The sequence below is a fragment of the Nonomuraea sp. NPDC026600 genome, assembly GCF_040638335.1.
Lineage (GTDB): Bacteria > Actinomycetota > Actinomycetes > Streptosporangiales > Streptosporangiaceae > Nonomuraea.
Map to the genome: position 1 here is coordinate 426828 of NZ_JBEZYD010000002.1, position 17041 is coordinate 443868.

Annotated in this window: 10 protein-coding genes; 4 read left to right on the forward strand and 6 right to left on the reverse strand. The window is 70.5% G+C overall.

Translation table 11 applies throughout. From position 1 onward, the window contains the following. From AB0F17_RS05495 to AB0F17_RS05515, 5 genes are all read right to left on the reverse strand, one after another. On the reverse strand, window positions 1–684 hold a 684-nt coding region (locus tag AB0F17_RS05495; RefSeq protein WP_358016678.1), incomplete at its 3' end, for a hypothetical protein. A gap of 76 nt (window positions 685–760) precedes the next feature. Further along, a complete protein-coding gene (locus AB0F17_RS05500; protein WP_358016681.1) occupies window positions 761–1357 on the reverse strand; it encodes an ATP/GTP-binding protein in 597 nt (198 codons plus the stop codon). Next, window positions 1338–1688 carry a DUF742 domain-containing protein gene (locus AB0F17_RS05505; RefSeq protein WP_358016684.1) on the reverse strand — a complete coding sequence of 117 codons (351 nt, stop codon included), beginning with the start codon at window positions 1686–1688 and terminating at the stop codon, window positions 1338–1340. The genes AB0F17_RS05500 and AB0F17_RS05505 overlap by 20 nt, the downstream gene beginning before the upstream one ends. Next, complete coding sequence (locus AB0F17_RS05510; RefSeq protein WP_358016687.1) at window positions 1685–2110, reverse strand: roadblock/LC7 domain-containing protein; 426 nt, start codon at window positions 2108–2110, stop codon at window positions 1685–1687. Before AB0F17_RS05510 ends, AB0F17_RS05505 begins: the two co-directional genes overlap by 4 nt. Continuing rightward, the gene (locus AB0F17_RS05515; RefSeq protein WP_358016690.1) at window positions 2091–4778 is read right to left on the reverse strand and encodes a nitrate- and nitrite sensing domain-containing protein; all 2688 of its coding nucleotides are present in this window, start codon (window positions 4776–4778) and stop codon (window positions 2091–2093) included. Before AB0F17_RS05515 ends, AB0F17_RS05510 begins: the two co-directional genes overlap by 20 nt. Window positions 4779–5070: 292 nt before the next feature. Here AB0F17_RS05515 and AB0F17_RS05520 point away from each other — a divergent pair, with 292 nt between their 5' ends. Then, complete coding sequence (locus AB0F17_RS05520) at window positions 5071–5544, forward strand: hypothetical protein (RefSeq protein ID WP_358016693.1); 474 nt, start codon at window positions 5071–5073, stop codon at window positions 5542–5544. Window positions 5545–5602: 58 nt separating this feature from the next. On the opposite strand, the gene AB0F17_RS05525 is transcribed toward AB0F17_RS05520, so the two are convergent. Next, the gene (locus AB0F17_RS05525; RefSeq protein ID WP_358016696.1) at window positions 5603–6709 is read right to left on the reverse strand and encodes a Dyp-type peroxidase; all 1107 of its coding nucleotides are present in this window, start codon (window positions 6707–6709) and stop codon (window positions 5603–5605) included. A 235-nt stretch (window positions 6710–6944) separates the two neighbouring features. Between AB0F17_RS05525 and AB0F17_RS05530 the strand changes: the two genes are divergently transcribed. From AB0F17_RS05530 to AB0F17_RS05540, 3 genes are all read left to right on the forward strand, one after another. Continuing rightward, window positions 6945–15035 (forward strand): RHS repeat-associated core domain-containing protein, encoded by an 8091-nt coding sequence (locus tag AB0F17_RS05530; RefSeq protein WP_358016699.1) that lies wholly within the window; start codon window positions 6945–6947, stop codon window positions 15033–15035. Further along, entirely contained in the window at window positions 15032–15841 is an 810-nt protein-coding gene (locus tag AB0F17_RS05535; RefSeq protein WP_358016702.1) for a hypothetical protein, read from the forward strand. The genes AB0F17_RS05530 and AB0F17_RS05535 overlap by 4 nt, the downstream gene beginning before the upstream one ends. Window positions 15842–15970: 129 nt before the next feature. Continuing rightward, on the forward strand, window positions 15971–16993 hold the full coding sequence (locus tag AB0F17_RS05540) for a LacI family DNA-binding transcriptional regulator (RefSeq protein ID WP_358016705.1): 1023 nt from the start codon (window positions 15971–15973) through the stop codon (window positions 16991–16993). Window positions 16994–17041: the final 48 nt, after the last annotated feature.

Here is a 17041-nt window from a genome sequence, read left to right on the forward strand (position 1 = left end):
CTGGCCGGTCAGCCGGTCGAACTCGGCTTGGTACTGCGCGGCGGTGAGGTTGTGCCGGGCCACCCATGGCGGGCCGCCGGTCTGCTCCCAGATGGCGGCGAACAGGGCCTGCCCGCCGACCTGGTAGCCGTCCACCTGCACGAGGCGGTAGCCCTGGCCGGTCAGCCGGTCGAACTCGGCTTGGTACTGCGCGGCGGTGAGGTTGTGCCGGGCCACCCATGGCGGGCCGCCGGTCTGCTCCCAGATGGCCGCGAACAGAGCCTGCCCGCCGACCTGGTAACCGACCACGTGCGCCGGGCGGTACCCCTGGCTGGTGAGCCGGGTGAACTCGGCCTGGTACTGCGCCCCGGTGAGGCCGTGGCGCGCGACCAGCGGCGGTCCGGGCATGCGTTCCCAGATGGCCGCGTACAGGGCCTGCCCGCCCGCCTCATAGCCGTCCACGTGCGTGAGCCGATAGCCCTGGCCGGTCAGCCGGTCGAACTCCGCCTGATACTGCGCCGAGGTCAGGTTGTGCCGCGCCGCCCAGGCGAACGGGCCGGCGGCTCGCGCCGTACCGGCGACGAGGCGCTCGGCGAACCCCGCCGCCGGCACCATCCCGGCCCTGTCCAGGCCGATGAACGCGCCCAGCGCGGCGCCCGCGTGCAGGATGGTGCGCCGGCTGTACGGCATCGATGGGTCGCCCATGTCGTCTCCCCCCAGAGTCGATCGATCATCTCGATCGTGGGACCGGGGAGGGGGGATGACATGAGCACCCCCCTACTCAATTCGGCGACGCGGAGGCGCCTTCCACCGCGTACATGACCAGCGTGGTGAGCACGTCCTTGACCGAGTCGCGCTCGCGCACGTCGCACAGCACGACCGGGATGGTCTCGCTCAGCCCGAGCGCCCGCCGTACCTTGGCCGGGTCGTGGCGGCGGGCGCCGTCGAAGCAGTTCACGCAGACCACGAACGGGATGCCGCGCTGCTCGAAGTAGTCCACCGCCGGAAAGCAGTCCTGCAGGCGGCGGGTGTCGGCCAGGACGACGGCGCCGAGCGCGCCGACGGACAGCTCATCCCACATGAACCAGAACCGGTCCTGCCCGGGAGTGCCGAACAGGTACAGCCACAGCCCATCGCGAATGGTGATGCGGCCGAAATCCAGCGCCACCGTGGTGGTGGTCTTGGACTCCACACCGGAGGTGTCGTCCACCCCCAGGCTGCGCTCGCTCAGCAGCTCCTCGGTGTGCAGCGGCCGGATCTCGCTGATCGTGCCGACCATGGTCGTCTTGCCGACGCCGAAGCCGCCCGCGATGAGGATCTTGATGGCCAAGGCCGAGGCGACCGAGGTCGCCCCCGGCTCAGAGGCTGCGTAGTCCATGCAGCACTTCCCTGTAGATGCGTTCGTCGATGGTCTGCGCCGCCGGCCGCGGGCGCTCGATGGTGACCAGGCCCTCTCGCCGCAGGTCGCTGAGGATCACCCGGGTGATGTTGAGCGGCAGCTTGAGGTGCGCCGCGACATCCGCCACGGGCGTGGGCCTGCGGCACACCGACAGCACGGTGTGATGCTCCGGGATCAGGTCCACGGGCGCGTGGGAGCCGCCGACCGTGGTGACGATGGCCACCAGGTCGAACGTCTCGCCACGCGGGCGCGCCCTGCCCCCGGTCAGCCCGAACAGCCGGATCAGCGGCCCGGGATCCTCCCCGGTCACGGTCTGGCGCCGTTCCAGGCGGGTGCCGGTGCCGCTCCCCTCGGCTGCGAGGAAAGGTGCTCGCCGACCCGCTTGACCATGAGCGCCATCTCGTAGGTGACCATGCCCAGCTCGGCGTCGCCCGAGGCGATCACGGCCAGCCGGGCGCCCTGGCCGGCGGCGGTGACGAACAGGAAGCCCCCCTCCATCTCGATGATCGTCTGACGTACGCCGCCCAGCCCGAAGTGCCGTCCCGCGCCCATGGCGAGGCTGTGGCTGCCGGCGGAGATGGCGGACAGGTGCTCGGAGTCCTCCCGGGTCAGTTCCCGGGAGCCGCCCATGGCCAGCCCGTCGGCGGACAGCACGATGGCGTGCCGGATGCCGGGGACTCGCTGGGTGAGGTCGTCGAGCAGCCAGCTCAGTTCACTTCTGGGGTCGGGCATCGGGATGGTCGTCCTTTCGATTCCATACGTCTTGTCCCTGCTCCGTTTGGCTGCGGCCTTGCTGCCAGCCGCGCTGCATGGACGACATGAGCTGGGAGAGCTCCTCCGGCGAGCGCACCGAGACGGAGCTCCGGTCCGCGCGCCTGGCGGCACGCAGTTGCGGAGCCATATTCGCCTGCGGGACCCGCATCGGCAACCCGTCGAGGTCTTCGTCCGCCTCCTGGGCCGGAACCGTGACGCTCCACTCGACTGACGGGCCGGAGGGGATGGAGGCGCCGGGCACCCGTCGCGTGACGGGGCCGGTCCTCGGCTCGGCGACGAATCCGTTTCCGGGCTCGTCCGCCGAGCCGCTCACAGGTCCGGTTCCGGTCGGCGGTGTCTGCCTCGGTGCGGGGGTGGCTTCGAACCAGGCCACGCGCTCGGGCTCCGAGTCACCTGTGGGCCAGTCCGGGATGTCGCCGGGGCCGCCCGCGTCCCCGTTGTCACCCGGGAACTCCCGGCCGTTCGCGGCCTCCGGCCCGCGGGCCGAGAAGGGCTCCGGTTCGAGGCTCGGGAAGGCATCCGAGGGGAAACTCGGGAAGGGGTCCGGAGCGACGCTGGGGAGCGGGTCCGGAGCGACGCTCGGGAAGGGGTCCGGAGCAACGCTGGGGAAGGGCTCCGGGGCCACGGACACCACGCGGGGCCGGCCGTCGGCGGGCGCCGTGCCGAGCGCGCGCATGGGCCTGGCCACGCGGCCGGTGGTGCGCTCCGCCGTGTGCGTCGCCGCGGTGACGGTCGGGGGCTCGGAGAGGGCGAGCAGGGCGGAGGGCAGCAGCACGATCGCCGTGGTCCCGTCGTACGGCGAGCGGCGCAGCGAGATCTTGATACTGTGCCGGACCGCGAGCCTGGACACCACGAACAGGCCGAGCCGGTCGCTGTCGGCCAGGTCGAACTCCGGCGGGTCGGCCAGCCGGGCGTTGAGCTCGTCGAGGGTGGACTGGTTCAGCCCCAGGCCCCGGTCCTCCACCTCGAGCGCGAAGCCGTTCGCCGCCGTCATGCTGCGGATGTGCACGGTCGTGTCGGGCGGGGAGAAGACGGCGGCGTTCTCCACCAGCTCGGCGACCAGGTGGATCACGTCGGTGACCGCGGCGCCGACCAGCAGCGGGGAGTTCGGCATCGGCGCGACCGTGACCCGGGTGTAGTCCTCGACCTCCAGCACCGCGGCGCGTACGACGTCGAACAGCGGCACGGGGTCGCGCCAGCGGCGCGCGGGGGCGGAGTCGGACAGGATGATCAGGTTCTCCGCGTGCCGCCGCATGCGGGTGGTCAGGTGGTCGAGCTTGAACAGGTCCTCCAGGACCTCCGGCTCCTCGATCCGGCGCTCCATGGTGTCGAGCAGCGCGAGCTGGCGGTGGAGCAGCGCCTGGTTGCGCCAGGCCAGGTTGAGGAAGACCTGGGCGACGCCCTTGCGCAGGGTCGCCTGGCCCACCGCGGCCTCGACCGCCGTGCGGCGTACGGCGGAGAACGCGTTCACCACGCGCTCGACCTCGGCGGTGTGAGCCGGATCGAGGCCGGGGGCCTCGGTGGTCGGATCCACGTCCAGGTCGCCGCGGCGCAGCCGCTCGACCAGCCGGGGCAGCCGCTCCTCGGCCAGCTCCACCGCGGACGACTGCAGCCGCTTGAGCTCGGAGATCAGCGAACGGCCGAACCGGAAGGACAGCGCCACCGACCCGACGACCGCCAGCAGGCCCAGGACCAGGACCAGCCCGATCCGCCAGTACGCCCCGGACTTCAGATCCTCGGACTCGATCGAGGCGCGGCCCAGCTCCGTGTGCGTGTCCCGGTTGATCACGCTGAGGAGGGACTCGGCGTCGCTCTTCCACTCGGCCGGCTCCACCGGCGGTGATCCGTTGGTGTCCCACACGAACAGCCGGTCCTCCACCGCCAGCAGCCGCTTGTACGGGGCGCTGGCGACCAGCCTGTCGTAGCTCGCCCGCAGGGCGGGACCCGCGTCACGCTCGGCGTTGGCGAAGAAGATCCTGCGGCTGGTCATCGCGGCGACGAACGAGGCCCGGTCGGTGGGGGTCATCTTGCGGTGCACGATCGTGTTGGTGAGCACGGCGTGCTCCCGGCCCAGGTACTCCGACGTGGCGCTGTAGGCCGCCATGCCGCGCACCGCCTGGTAGGACGAGACACCGCTCAACGCGTCGCGGTCGCTGAACTGCCGGTTGGCGACGTCGATCAGGTCGTTGTACGCGTCGATGACCTTCACCCGCGGGGACAACCCGCCGTCGTCCGCGGACGCGCGCAGCGACTGGAGGCCGTCGAGCGCCTGCACCAGCGCCTTCACCTCGGCCGGAGTCTCGCCGTCCGCCCCGACGTCAACGGATCCGATGACCTCGCGCAGCCGCTCGGCCTTGCTGTCGGTGATCGGCCGCTGCTCGGCCAGTGGCGCGTACGACCCGGTGCCGCGCGGTGCCGCCGCCGAAAGCTGGCGCTCCTGCTGTAACTCGATGATCAACTCCAGTACCGGCGACCCGATGGCCTCCCACCGGTCCTGCGTCTGGGAGATCGAGGCGATCTCGTCCACGCTGGAGTAAGCGATGAACCCCCACAGGGCGATCATGGAGACCAGCGGAAGCAGGAGGATCCTGAGCAGCTTGGTACGGATCGGCGGGGGCGAGCTCATCCAATATGTCCAATTCCGCGCGTGGTGTGCGCCGCTCAGCCGTCGTGAACTGGTGGTGGCCCCCCAGGTTGCCTGCCACGACTGGTACGTACGCCTGTGGTGCGTCCACTATGCCGATGGGGCACATGCACTTCAAGCTCCAGATGCGAAGAATCAGGCCAAATGGCGTGTTGACTCCATGTCAGCACACGATTCGTGATCGTCATCGTTGGCTTTTCACCCACAGTGACGATTGTCGGACCAGCGCTGCCCGAAACTGCCGCGTGATCTCCGCCTGCCATCATCCGGCCTCATGATCCGTCCCTTGCTCGCGGGCACGTGCCTGGTGAGCATGCTCCTGGGTTGCACTGCTCCCCTCCGGCCGGTGGCGACCCCCACCGTGGCCCCCGCGCCCGCCCCGGCTTCCGGCGAGGTGGCGAGCCCGGCCGTGGCGCACTATCACGCCACCGAACTGCGTCCGGGCGACTGCATCGAGCCCATGCCCACAAGCTTCATGGTGACGGTGGTGCGTTGTACGGTGCCGCATGCGGCGGAATTCGCCACCACCTACGTCATTCCGGACGGCCCGTGGCCGGGCTCCGGCGAGGTACAGGGGCTGGCCGCGGCGGGGTGCGGGCCGAGGATGCGGTACGTGGCGTCGAGGAGGGGCGAAGTCGGTGCGGCCGTACTCGTTCCGGCGGAGGCGGACTGGCCGCGATACAGAACGGCGTACTGCCTGGCCGTTCCGTTCGATGGCGGGAAACTCGTCGGCCGCGTCATCAAGTAAATTGACCCATTCTAGTAACTACTCAATAGCCGATAGTGAGATATCGGAAAATCGCCGATCACCCCGCGATATTCGCCGGCCCATGGGAGGGGTCGAGCAGGAAGTAGTATCCGCCGCCGACCGTGAGCGTGTACCTGTCGAGCGTCTGTCCGGCCAGCCGGCGCTGGACCCCGGCGAACCCCTGCTCAAGGTCGCCCTGGAAGGCCACGAACAGCATGCCCTGGTCGTCGGGGCCGTCATGGTAGGAGTAGCCCCGCCGGAGCATCCTGGGGGCGGCGACCCCTGAGGTGCCTGGGTTGGCGCGGCGGGTATGGGCGTCCAGGGGAGTGATCCGGCCCTCCGGGTCGGCGTCGAACACGGGTCTGCCGGTGGAGTGGGTGCCGTCCAGCCAGGTTCCGTCGCGGCGGCGTCCCATGACCTGCTCCTGTACGGGCACGGGCTCGAGGTCCCACAGCCGGGTGGCGAAACGGATGATGCGGACGACCTGGTAACTACCACCCACCGCCCATCGCGGTTCGCCCGAGTCGGCCGCCACGCGGACCACCTCCGCCGCGTCGGGGCTGCTCCGGTAGGAGGGGTTGCCGTAGCCCTCCATGAAGCCGAACAGGTTGCGGGCCAGTGCCCGCCCTTCGCTCAACTGGCCGCCCGCCCGGAAGCCGTGCTTCTCCCATCGGACTCGAACTCCGGGCACGGCGCGCCGCAACGAGCCGCCCACCTGCCGGGCCAGCTCGGCGGTGCCGGCGCTGACCTGGAGGAGCAGGTCGCCGTGGACCAGGGCGGGGTCGAGCACGTCTCCGACGAAGGTGGGCATCGGCGTGAGCGCGACAGGCCGGGCCGCCGCCAGGCCGGCCTTGTCGAACCACGACGCACCGAGGGCGATGGCCGCCTGTGTTCCGCCGCCGGGCTCGCGTGCCAGCCGGGCCAGCGCGTCGAGGGAGCGTACGGCATCGGCGCCGGATGGTACGTCGAGCGCGGTGAGGACGACGTGCGAGGCGGGGGGCAGGAGTGCGGCGGGCAGCGGAGCGACGTCGGCGGCCTCGAACGCCGGCTCATCGCCGGAGTCCGCGGCGGTCATCGCGCAGACGGCCGTGAGGCCGGCGAGGGCCATGGCGCCGCGCCGGGTCGTGACCCCGGAGCCGGAGGTGCGGGCTTCGGGAGTGCTCACGTCAGGGGTGCCGACCGGCGTGGTGTCACAGGTTCTCCGTACTGTTCGACAGGACACAAAACAACAGGTTTCTGATCGGGTCAAGATCTGTTGCGGAACTGAGACGCTGTAAATAATCAGTCTTGTTTTCAGTGATCGTCCCACTTAGCATTCCCAATCGCTGAGTAAAGCCTACATAAAGCGGACAGTCGGGATAATTCCGACTTTCTTTGGGCATTGTCGCGGGGAGTGCTGTATGTCGGGTTTTGTCCGTGGAAAGCTCCTGGTGATACTGCTCGCGCTGAGTGTCGTCTTTTCGCCACTCCCCGTACTGGGCCAGAGCTCCCGAACCGTCGTACCCGCGGCACTTCCCGATCGCGACAGGCCACCGCCGGCGAGCGCCAAGGCCACGGCGGCCGTCGCGGACGCGGCCGGTCCCGCCGTCTACGCCTACGACGCGGCGGGCATGCTGACCGGCGTCACGCACCCCGGCGGCGAGGCCGCCAAGTACAGCTACGACCTGGCCGGCAACCTGACCGGCATCGAGAGGTACCCCGCGACGCAGCTCTCGGTGATGAGCGTCATCCCGGTCGCCGGCCGGCCCGGTTCGACCGTGCGCGTCTCCGGCACCGGCTTCTCCGCCACCCCGTCGGGCAACGCCGTCTCGTTCAACGGCGCCGCCGCCACCGTCACCGCCGCCACCGCCACCTCGCTCACGGTGACGGTGCCGGCGAGTGTGACCACCGGTGCGGTCGCCGTCACCGTCGGCGGCACCACCGCGCAGGCGGGGACGTTCACCGTGGCCGCCCCCGGACCCGCCCTCACCGCGATCACTCCGCAGGCCGGTCCGCCGACCACCGCGGTCACCGTCACCGGATCCGGCTTCGCGAGCGCGCCGTCGGACAACATCGTCAGCATCAACGGGTTGCGCGCCGAGGTGACGTCGGCCACGGCCACGCAGCTGACGTTCGTGGTTCCCAACGGCGCGAGTTCCGGAAAAGTGCTGGTCGCGACCCCCGCCGGAGAGGCGACCTCAGCCGCGGACTTCCTGGTCCCCCTGACCGCGGTGGACCCGGCCACCATCGAGAACACGACCCGTCTGCAGATCGGCGGCGAGGGGCAGCCCATCCTCATCTCCAGCGCGGGCAAGTCCGCGCTCGTCGTGTTCGACGCCCCGGCGTCAGGCGAGGTCGACGTCGGGCTGACGGGGAGCACTCTGGGCACGATCAACGCGATCGCCTACAACTACGCGAGCACGAAACTCCAGAACGTCACCGTCAGCGGCAGCGGGGGATCACTGCACCTCAGCGGTCTCGCCGAAGGGCGGACCTACCAGCTCTTGCTCGATCCGAGCACGGCGACGGCGACGGGTCAGGTCACGGTGACGCTGTCGGCCCCGGTGTCCGGCGGCCTGCTGTCGCCCACGGCCGCGGGATCGACGGCGACGATCGCCCGGCCGGGCCAGCACGCGGTCTTCACCTTCGCCGGGACCGCGGACGCCGCCGTGAGTCTGGGATTCACCGGCACCACGATCGACAAGTTGTGGAACGTCGCCGTGGTGGCGCCGGACGGCTCGGTGGTCGACGACCAGAGCTACTCCGCCGGCGCGTCAGGTGAGCTCGATATCCCGAAGCTGCCGAGGTCGGGCACTTACCGGGTTGTCGTCGATCCCGCCCTCGCCGCGACCGGCTCGGTCACGGCGACGCTGTCGTCCCCGGTGTCCGGCGGCCTGCTGTCGCTCACGGCCGCGGGATCGACGGCGACGATCGCCCGGCCGGGCCAGGACGTGGTCTTCACCTTCGCCGGGACCGCGGACGCCGCCGTGAGTCTGGGATTCACCGGCACCACGATCGACAAGTTGTGGACCGTCGACGTGACGGCCCCCGACGGCACGAAGGTGGTCGACAGCCGGATCTTCTCCGCCGGCGCGTCGGGGGAGATCGACATTCCGAAGTTGCCGGCGTCCGGCACCTACCGGGTCGTCGTCGATCCCAACACGGGCGGCACCGGATCGGTCACGGCGACGCTGTCGTCCCCGGTGTCCGGCGGGGTGCTGTCGGCGACGGAGGCCGGGTCGGTCGTGACGATCGCCCGGCCGGGCCAGGACGCGGGGTTGACCTTCGCGGGCACCGCCGACGCCGTGGTGAGCCTCGGTCTCACCGCGAACACCTTCGGCAAGACGATCTACCTGGACGTGGTGGCGCCGGACGGGACCGTCGTCGTGGACAACCAGTACCTGTCCCCGACGACCTCCGGTGATATCGACATCGCCAAACTGCCGCAGACCGGCACCTACCAGGTGCTGATCGACCCGGACCAGGCGAGCACCGGCTCGGTCACGGTGACTCAGTCGAGCCCGGTGTCCGGCGGCCAGATCACGGCGACGGGCGCGGCCGCGGTGCTGCCGATCGCGCGGCCCGGTCAGGACGCGGTCCTGACCTTCGCCGGGACGGCGGACCGCCCCGTGAGCCTGGGGTTGACCGCGAACACGCTGACCAAGCCGGTGTACGTCAACGTGCTGGCGCCGGACGGCACGGTCACGGTGAAGAACTTCTTCGTGGGCACCGCGGCCGCCGACGAGATCGACATCGAGAAACTTCCGCAGACCGGGACGTACCGGGTGGTGATCGATCCCAACGACGCGGTCACCGGCTCGATCACGGCCACGTTGTCCGAGCCGCTCACCGGGACGCTGACCTCCACCGGCGCCGGAGTGGCGGCGGCGATCGCGCGCGCCGGTCAGGACGCGGTCCTGACCTTCGCCGGGACGGCGGACCGCGCCGTGAGCCTGGGGTTGACGGCGAACACGCTGACCAAGGCCGCGTACGTCAACGTGCTGGCGCCGGACGGCACGGTCACGGTGAAGAACTTCTACGTCTCGGCTGCGACGGCTGATGAGATCGACATCGTCAAACTTCCGCAGACCGGGACGTACCGGGTGGTGATCGACCCCACTCAGGCGGCCACCGGCTCGATCACGGCCACGCTGTCCGAGCCGCTCACCGGGACGCTGACCTCCACCGGCGCCGGAGTGGCGGCGGCGATCGCGCGCGCCGGTCAGGACGCGGTCCTGACCTTCGCCGGGACGGCGGACGCCGCCGTCAGCGTCGGCCTCACCCCCAACACCGTCAACCAGGCGATGTACGTCAACGTGCTGGCGCCGGACGGCACGGTCGTGGTGAAGAACACCTATGTCTCGGCTGCGACGGCCGATGAGCTCGACATCGTCAAACTCCCGCAGACCGGGACGTACCAGGTCGTGATCGACCCGATTAGGGCGGGGACGGGCTCGGTCACGGCCACGCTCTCCAACCGGATCGCGGCCGGCCCGCTCACCCTGGGCGGCGCCGCAGTCAACGCCACGATCGCCCGCGCCGGGCAGGACGCGGCCTACACCTTCACCGGCACCGCCGCCCAGAAGGTCAAGCTCGCCGTCACCGGGGTGCCGAGCTTCACCGGGCCGATCTACGTGGCCGTCATCAAGCCTGACGGGACCCAGCTCAGCAACACCTACGTATCCGCCAACACGACCGTCAACGTCGCGGACCTTCCCGCGGCCGGAACGTACACGGTCGTGGTCGACCCGACCAAGGGCCTGACCGGGCAGGTCGGCATCGCTCTCGCGACCAGGACCGCGCTCGCGCCGTCGGCGCCCGCCGCCACTGACGCGACATCGGGTCCGGCCGCCACCCCGTCGGCCACCCCGGCGATCCGGCCCGCCACCCTCTTCGGCGAGACGCCGTACGGCGAGGGGGACTGGAAGCCCGACAAGGGCAACCTGCAAGGCGTCGACTGGAACATCCGGCGGGCCGCGCCCGCGACGATCGAGGCGGCACAGGCTCCCGCCGGGGTCACGGCGCTGTCCGGCGTGATCCGGACGATCGACGGCAAGCCGCTGCCGAAGGTCGCGCTGACCGTCGGCCGGGTCAAGGGGGCCACCGACGGCAAGGGCCGTTTCCTGCTCACCGGTCTGCCCGCCGGAACCTCGACGCTCGACGTCGACGGTGCCGCGGCCAGCACGAAGGGCCACCGCTACGGCTTCTACTCGGTCAAGGTGGACCTGGCCGCCGGGCGGACCACCGTGCTCCCGTACACCATCTGGATGCAGCGGCTCGACACCCAGTACATGGTGAAGTTCGACTCGCCGACCACCAAGGAGGTCGTGCTCACCACGCCGAAGATCCCCGGCCTGGAGGTGCGCATCCCGGCGGGGTCGGTGATCCGCGACAAGTTCGGCAAGGTCATCACCGAGCTGGGCATCACGCCGATCCCGATCGACCGGCCGCCCTTCCCGCTGCCGCCGAACGGCATCGTGCCCGTCTACTTCACCGTGCAGCCCGGCGGCACCTTCGTCTTCCCCGACGGCGCCCGCGTCGTCTACCCGAACTACACCAAGCTGCCGCCCGGCCAGACCGTGGACTTCTGGAACTACGACCCGGAGCGGCAGGGCTGGCACGTCTACGGTCATGGCAAGGTGAGCGCCGACGCGACGCAGGTCGTACCGGATCCCGGCACCAAGGTGTGGTCGTTCTACGGCGGGATGTTCAACACGGCGGGACTGCCGAAGTGGCTGCGGGGCTGGTTCAAGGACGTCTGGGACTGGATCAACGGCGACCCGGTGCAACTGTCCACCGGCCAGCTCATGGACTCGCGCACCGACCTCGCCGTCGACGACGTGCTGCCGATCGAGGTCACCCGCACGCTCTACCAGGGCGACACCGCCAACCGTGACTTCGGGATCGGGCAGATCGGGGCCTACAACGCCTTCCTGCATTCGGAGGAGCAGTACCAGGAGGTCGACCTCTACATTCCGGGCGGCGCGATCATCCACTACGACCGGACCTCTCCCGGAACGGGCTTCTCGGACGCGGTCTTCGGCGCCGTGGACACTCCCGGCGAGTACCGAGGCTCGACCATCAGACGCGACAACACGCGCAGTGGCTGGGAACTGTGGCGGCGCGACGGCATGCGGTACTTCTTCCCGCAGTACGAGCCGCTGGCGGAGATCAGGGACCGCAACGACAACACGATCACCTTGACGCGTGACGGCCAGCTCAACCTCGTCCAGATCACCTCGCCCAACGGCAAGTGGATCAAGCTGGCGTACAACACGAACAACCGGGTCACCGGGCTGCGTGACAACATCGGCCGCACGGTGGGCTACACCTACAACGCCGGCGGCCGGCTGGAGACGGTCACCGACACCGGCGGCAAGGTCATGAGGTACACCTACGACTCCGCCGGCCGCATGTTCACCGCGACCGACACCCGGGGCATCACCTACCTGACCAACGAGTACGACGCCGCGGGCCGCGTGGCCAAGCAGACGCTGACGGACGGGCAGATCTACACGTTCGACTACGTCACCGACACCGCCGGGAAGATCACCGAGACCCGGGTCACCCAGCCGAACGGCGCGGTGCAACGGGTCACCTTCAACGCGGCCGGCGCGGCGACCAGTCAGACCGAGGCGTACGGCACGGCCGAGGCGAGCACGACGACCTTCACCCGCGGCACCGGCCAGCGGATCGACTCGATGACCGACTCCACGGGCCGGACCACGTCCATGTCCTACGACGGCGAAGGCCGGGTCACCCAGTCCACCCGGCTGGCGGGCACCCCGGCCGCGGTGAACGGTGTGAAGACCGTCTATGGCGGGCCCTTCGACCTGCCCTCGGCCGTCACCGACGAGTTGGGCAAGACCACCACGTACGAGTACGACGACAAGGGCAACCTCCTCACGGAGACCGACCCGCTGGGCCGGGTCAGCAAGACCCGCTACAACTCCGCGGGCCAGGTGCTCACCGTCACCGACGCGGCCGGCAAGGTCACCACCAACACCTACAGCCTCGGCGACCTGAAGACCTCCACCGATCCGACAGGCCGCGTCACCCGGTTCTTCACCGACAACGCGGGCCGGATCACCCAGACCACCGACCCGGCCGGAGCCGTCGCGACGATCGCCTATGACGCCCGCAACCAGATCGGCTCCGTGACGGACCCGCTGGGCCGGACGTTCGGCTTCGGCTACGACGAGAACGGCAACCGCAACAAGCTCACCGATCCGCGCAACAACTCGATGGCCTGGGAGTACGATGCCTCGGACCGGGTCACCAAGGTCACCGATCCGCTCGGCCGATCGACGGTCACGACGTACGACAAGGCCGGGCAGGTCGCCACCACGACCAGCCGCAACGGCAAGCTGACCAAGTTCGCCTACGACGCCCTCGGCCGGACCAAGCAGGTCGACTACGGCGTCAGCGGCACCACCGCCGAATCGACCGTGGTCTTCACCTACGACGAGGCCGACCGGCTCAAGCGCATCGCCGACACGGCCGCCGGGGGCGACACGGTCTTCACCTACGACGATCTCGACCGGGTCACCCGGGTCACGCGCCCGGCCGGGCAGGTCGACTATGGGTACGACGCGGCGGACCAGCGGACCAGCGTCACCGTCCTCGGCCGGGCACCCGTCACCTACGACTACGACGACACCGGAGCGGTCAAGCGGATCGCCCGCGGAAACGTGGCCGTGGCCCCGCACTACGACGACGCGGGCCGGGAGGACCGCCTGGACCTGCCCGGCGGCTGGAGCCAGCACTACGGCTACGACGACGCGGGCCGGGTCACCGGGATCACCTACCGCCACGGTACGACCGACAAGGGCGGCCTGGCCTACGGCTACGACCCGCTCGGCCAGATCGCCGACGTCACCGGCTCGTTCGCCAAGGTCGCGCTGCCGGCGGCGGTCAGCGGGATGGTCTACGACGCGGCCAACCGGCTGACCAGCCGCTCGGGGCAGACGCTGTCGTACGACCCCGACGGCAACCTCACCGGCGACGGCACCACCACCTACGACTGGAACGCCCGAGGCCAGCTCAAGGGCCTCAGCCGGGCCGGCCTGACCGCCGGGTTCCGTTACGACGCCGAGGGGCAGCGAGACCGCCGCACGGTCAACGGGGCTGTCACCGGCTACCTGGCCGGCGGGGACAACCCCATCGCCGAGACCGACGCGTCGGGGAACGTCACGGCCGAGCTGATGTCCGGCGCGATCGACCAGTGGTTCGGCCGCACCAGCGGGGCCGGGACCCAGACCTATCTCACCGATCTCCAGGGCAGCACGCTGGCGCTCGGCGCCGACGACGGCAGCCTGAAGACGGCCTACTCCTACGACCCCAACGGCGGCACGGCGGTCACCGGTGACGCGGGCGGCAACGGGTTCACCTACACCGGCCGCGAGGACGACGGTACCGGCCTGCTGTTCTACCGCGCCCGCTACTACAGCCCGACGCTCGGCCGGTTCATCAGCGAGGACCCGGTCGGCGTCGACGGCGGGGCCAACCTCTACGGCTACGCGGCCGGCGACCCGGTCAACGCGACCGACCCGAGCGGCAACAGCCCGATGCTGGCCGCCTGCCTGGGCGGCGCGCTGTTCGGCGGCGGCCTGGAATACCTGACCCAGCGGCTGTCCGGCCGCAAGATCGAGTGGGGCAGCGTCGGCACGCAGGCACTGCTCGGCTGCGGGCTCGGGATGTTCGGCAAGGCGTTCCAGTTCGGCAAGGTCGCGCAGTGCGTGGGCAACAGCTTCACCGGCGACACCCCGGTCCTCATGGCGGACGGGACGCGCAAGCCGATCAGCGAGGTGCGGGTCGGCGAGCTGGTCATGGTGACCGATCCGGCGACCGGGGCCACCCGCGGCGAGCCCGTCACCGCGCTCATCCAGGGCCTCGGGTCGAAGAGCCTCGTCGAGCTGACCGTGGACCTGGATGGAGCACGGGGCACGGTCACCGCGACCGACGGGCACCCGTTCTGGGTCCCGGACCGCCGGGAATGGGTCGAGGCCGGCGACCTCGTCCCCGGCACGTGGCTGCGGACCTCCGCCGGCACCTATGTGCAGGTCAGCGCGATCCGGAAGCTCTTCAGATGGGATCGCGTCCATAACCTCACGGTCGGCGGGACGCACACGTTCTATGTGGGCGCCGGCGCGGCGAACCTGCTGGTCCACAACGGTGCCTGCCCGAAGGCGGCCTGGCTCGGCAAGGCCAACTTCACCAGCCAGAAGACGATGAGCAAGAAGTTCGACGCCCACGCCGCCGACTTCGGCATCAAGGGCAACCGCAACAAGGCCTCGATGCAGGCGTTCGAGAAGGCCATGCGGGACCACATGGCCGCGCCGGGAACCAAGATCTACCGGTTCAACTACCGGGGACAGGGCACGGCGGTCGGGTTCATCGATCCCAGTACGGGAAAGATGGTGATGCTCCACGCGGACGGGTCGTTCTGGTCCGCCTGGAACCTCGGAAGCAAGCAGCTCGCGGGCATCATAGACAAGGGCTACCTGTATTGACGGCAGGCGGAGGCGACCCCGCGACGAGCGGGGAGCTGGCCGGGGCGCTTCTCGACGGCCCGCACCGGTTCGGCGGCCGGTGGCTGGACGAGGGCGCCAAGGTGGTGGTGCCGGTGCCCGCGTCCTGGCCGCCGGACGAACGGCTCGCGGGCCGGGTCTCCGCGGGTGCCAGGGCGTCCGGCGTGGACCACGTCCTCGCCGGGCAGGTCGGCGCGCGGCATACCGCCGAAGACGTCCTCGAGCTGCGGGTTCCGCTCGCCGGGCTGCCCCGGTCCGACAGCGGCCTCCTCCTGGCCGTTCCCGGGCTGTCCGGCGCCGTCCTCGTCACAGGGCAGGGATACGCGCTGGTCGCGGGGGAGGCCCGGTTCGTACGGGCGTGCCTGGACACCGGGATCGACGAGGCCAGGGCGAGGTTCGCCAGATACGCGAAAAGGCTGGCCGGCTCGCGGCCGGAGCTGGCGGCGGTCGCCGCGCGGTTCCCCGCGCGACGTCTGTCGGCGTCCACGCCGGCCGAGGTCGCTCCGGGATCCGGGGTGGCCGAGCAACTGGCTCTCATGAGGGCGCTGGCGCGTGGTGACCTGCCCGCCGCCTCCTTCGCGCCGGCCTGGCTGGCCGCCCGCCGACGCGCGCTCGACGAGGGAGAACGGGTCCGCGACGGCCTGGAACGCGCGCTGCTGGACGTCTTCTACGCCCTGGAGGACTACCCGGCCGACCCGGGCCTGCGCGAGCCCGGCGACCTCTCCGACGAGGAGCTGACCTCCCGGGTCCGCGCGTCCCTTGCCGGTCTCGCCCCGTCAGGACCCTGAAGCCGTCAGTCCTTGTACGCGCGCAAGGCCTCGATGACGCTGCGACTGGCGCCGGACGATCTGGCCCCCTGGAGTAAACTCCGCGTCACCGGACCACGGCGGTGAACCGGTAAATCCAGGGACGGCCGTATGAAGCGACCCACGATCGACGACATCGCCCGCAGGGCCGGTGTCTCGAAGGGCGCGGTGTCGTTCGCGTTGAACGGCCGTCCCGGTGTCTCCAGCGAGACCCGCCGCCGCATCCAGGCCATCGCCGCCGAGCTGGGCTGGCAGCCGAACAGCCTGGCGCGGGCCCTGTTCGACGGGCGGCCCGACGTGCTGGGTCTCGTCGTGGACCGGCCGGCGCGCACGCTGGGACTGGAGCCGTTCTTCATGCAACTGATCTCCGGCATCGAGGCCACGCTGTCGGCGGCGTCCGTCGGGCTGCTGCTGCAGATGACCGAGGACCCTGAGCACGAAATCACGATTTATCGGAAATGGTGGGCGCAGCACCGGGTGGCCGGGGTGTTCGTCGTCGATCTGCGGGCCGAGGACGAACGGATCGCCGTGCTGGAGGAGCTGAAGCTGCCCGCCGTGGTCATCGGCGGACCGGAGGGGACGGGGCGGCTGCCCGCCGTCTGGAGCGACGACGCCGGCGCGATCGGCGTCGTGATGGAGCACCTGGCCGGGCTGGGGCACCGCAGGATCGCCAGGGTCGCGGGGCATGAGGAACTCAGGCACACCCGCGTCAGGACCGACGCGATGCGGGCGGCGGCCGCCAGGCTGGGGGTGGCGGCCGTCACCGTGTACGCCGACTACAGCGGCGAGAGCGGCGAGCGGGCCACCCTCGACCTGCTGCGCGGGCCGGGGCGGCCGACCGCCATCGTGTACGACAACGACGTGATGGCCGTGGCGGGCACCGCCGCCGCTCGCGAGGCGGGGATCTCGGTGCCCGCCGAGCTGTCCGTCGTGGCCTGGGACGACTCCGCCCTGTGCCTGCTGGCCCGGCCCCACCTGACGGCGGTGAGCAGGGACATCGCCGCGTTCGGCGCCCAGGCCGCCCGGTCGCTGCTCAACCTGGTCCAGGGCCGGGAGGTCGCCGACTCGCGGCAGGCCGAGCCGCGCCTGGTGGACAGGGGGAGCACCGCCCCCTGCGCTGAATCGGTTCAGTAACCGAGTGGAAATATGCGCGATCAGTCATTGCAACTAAACGGGTTTAGT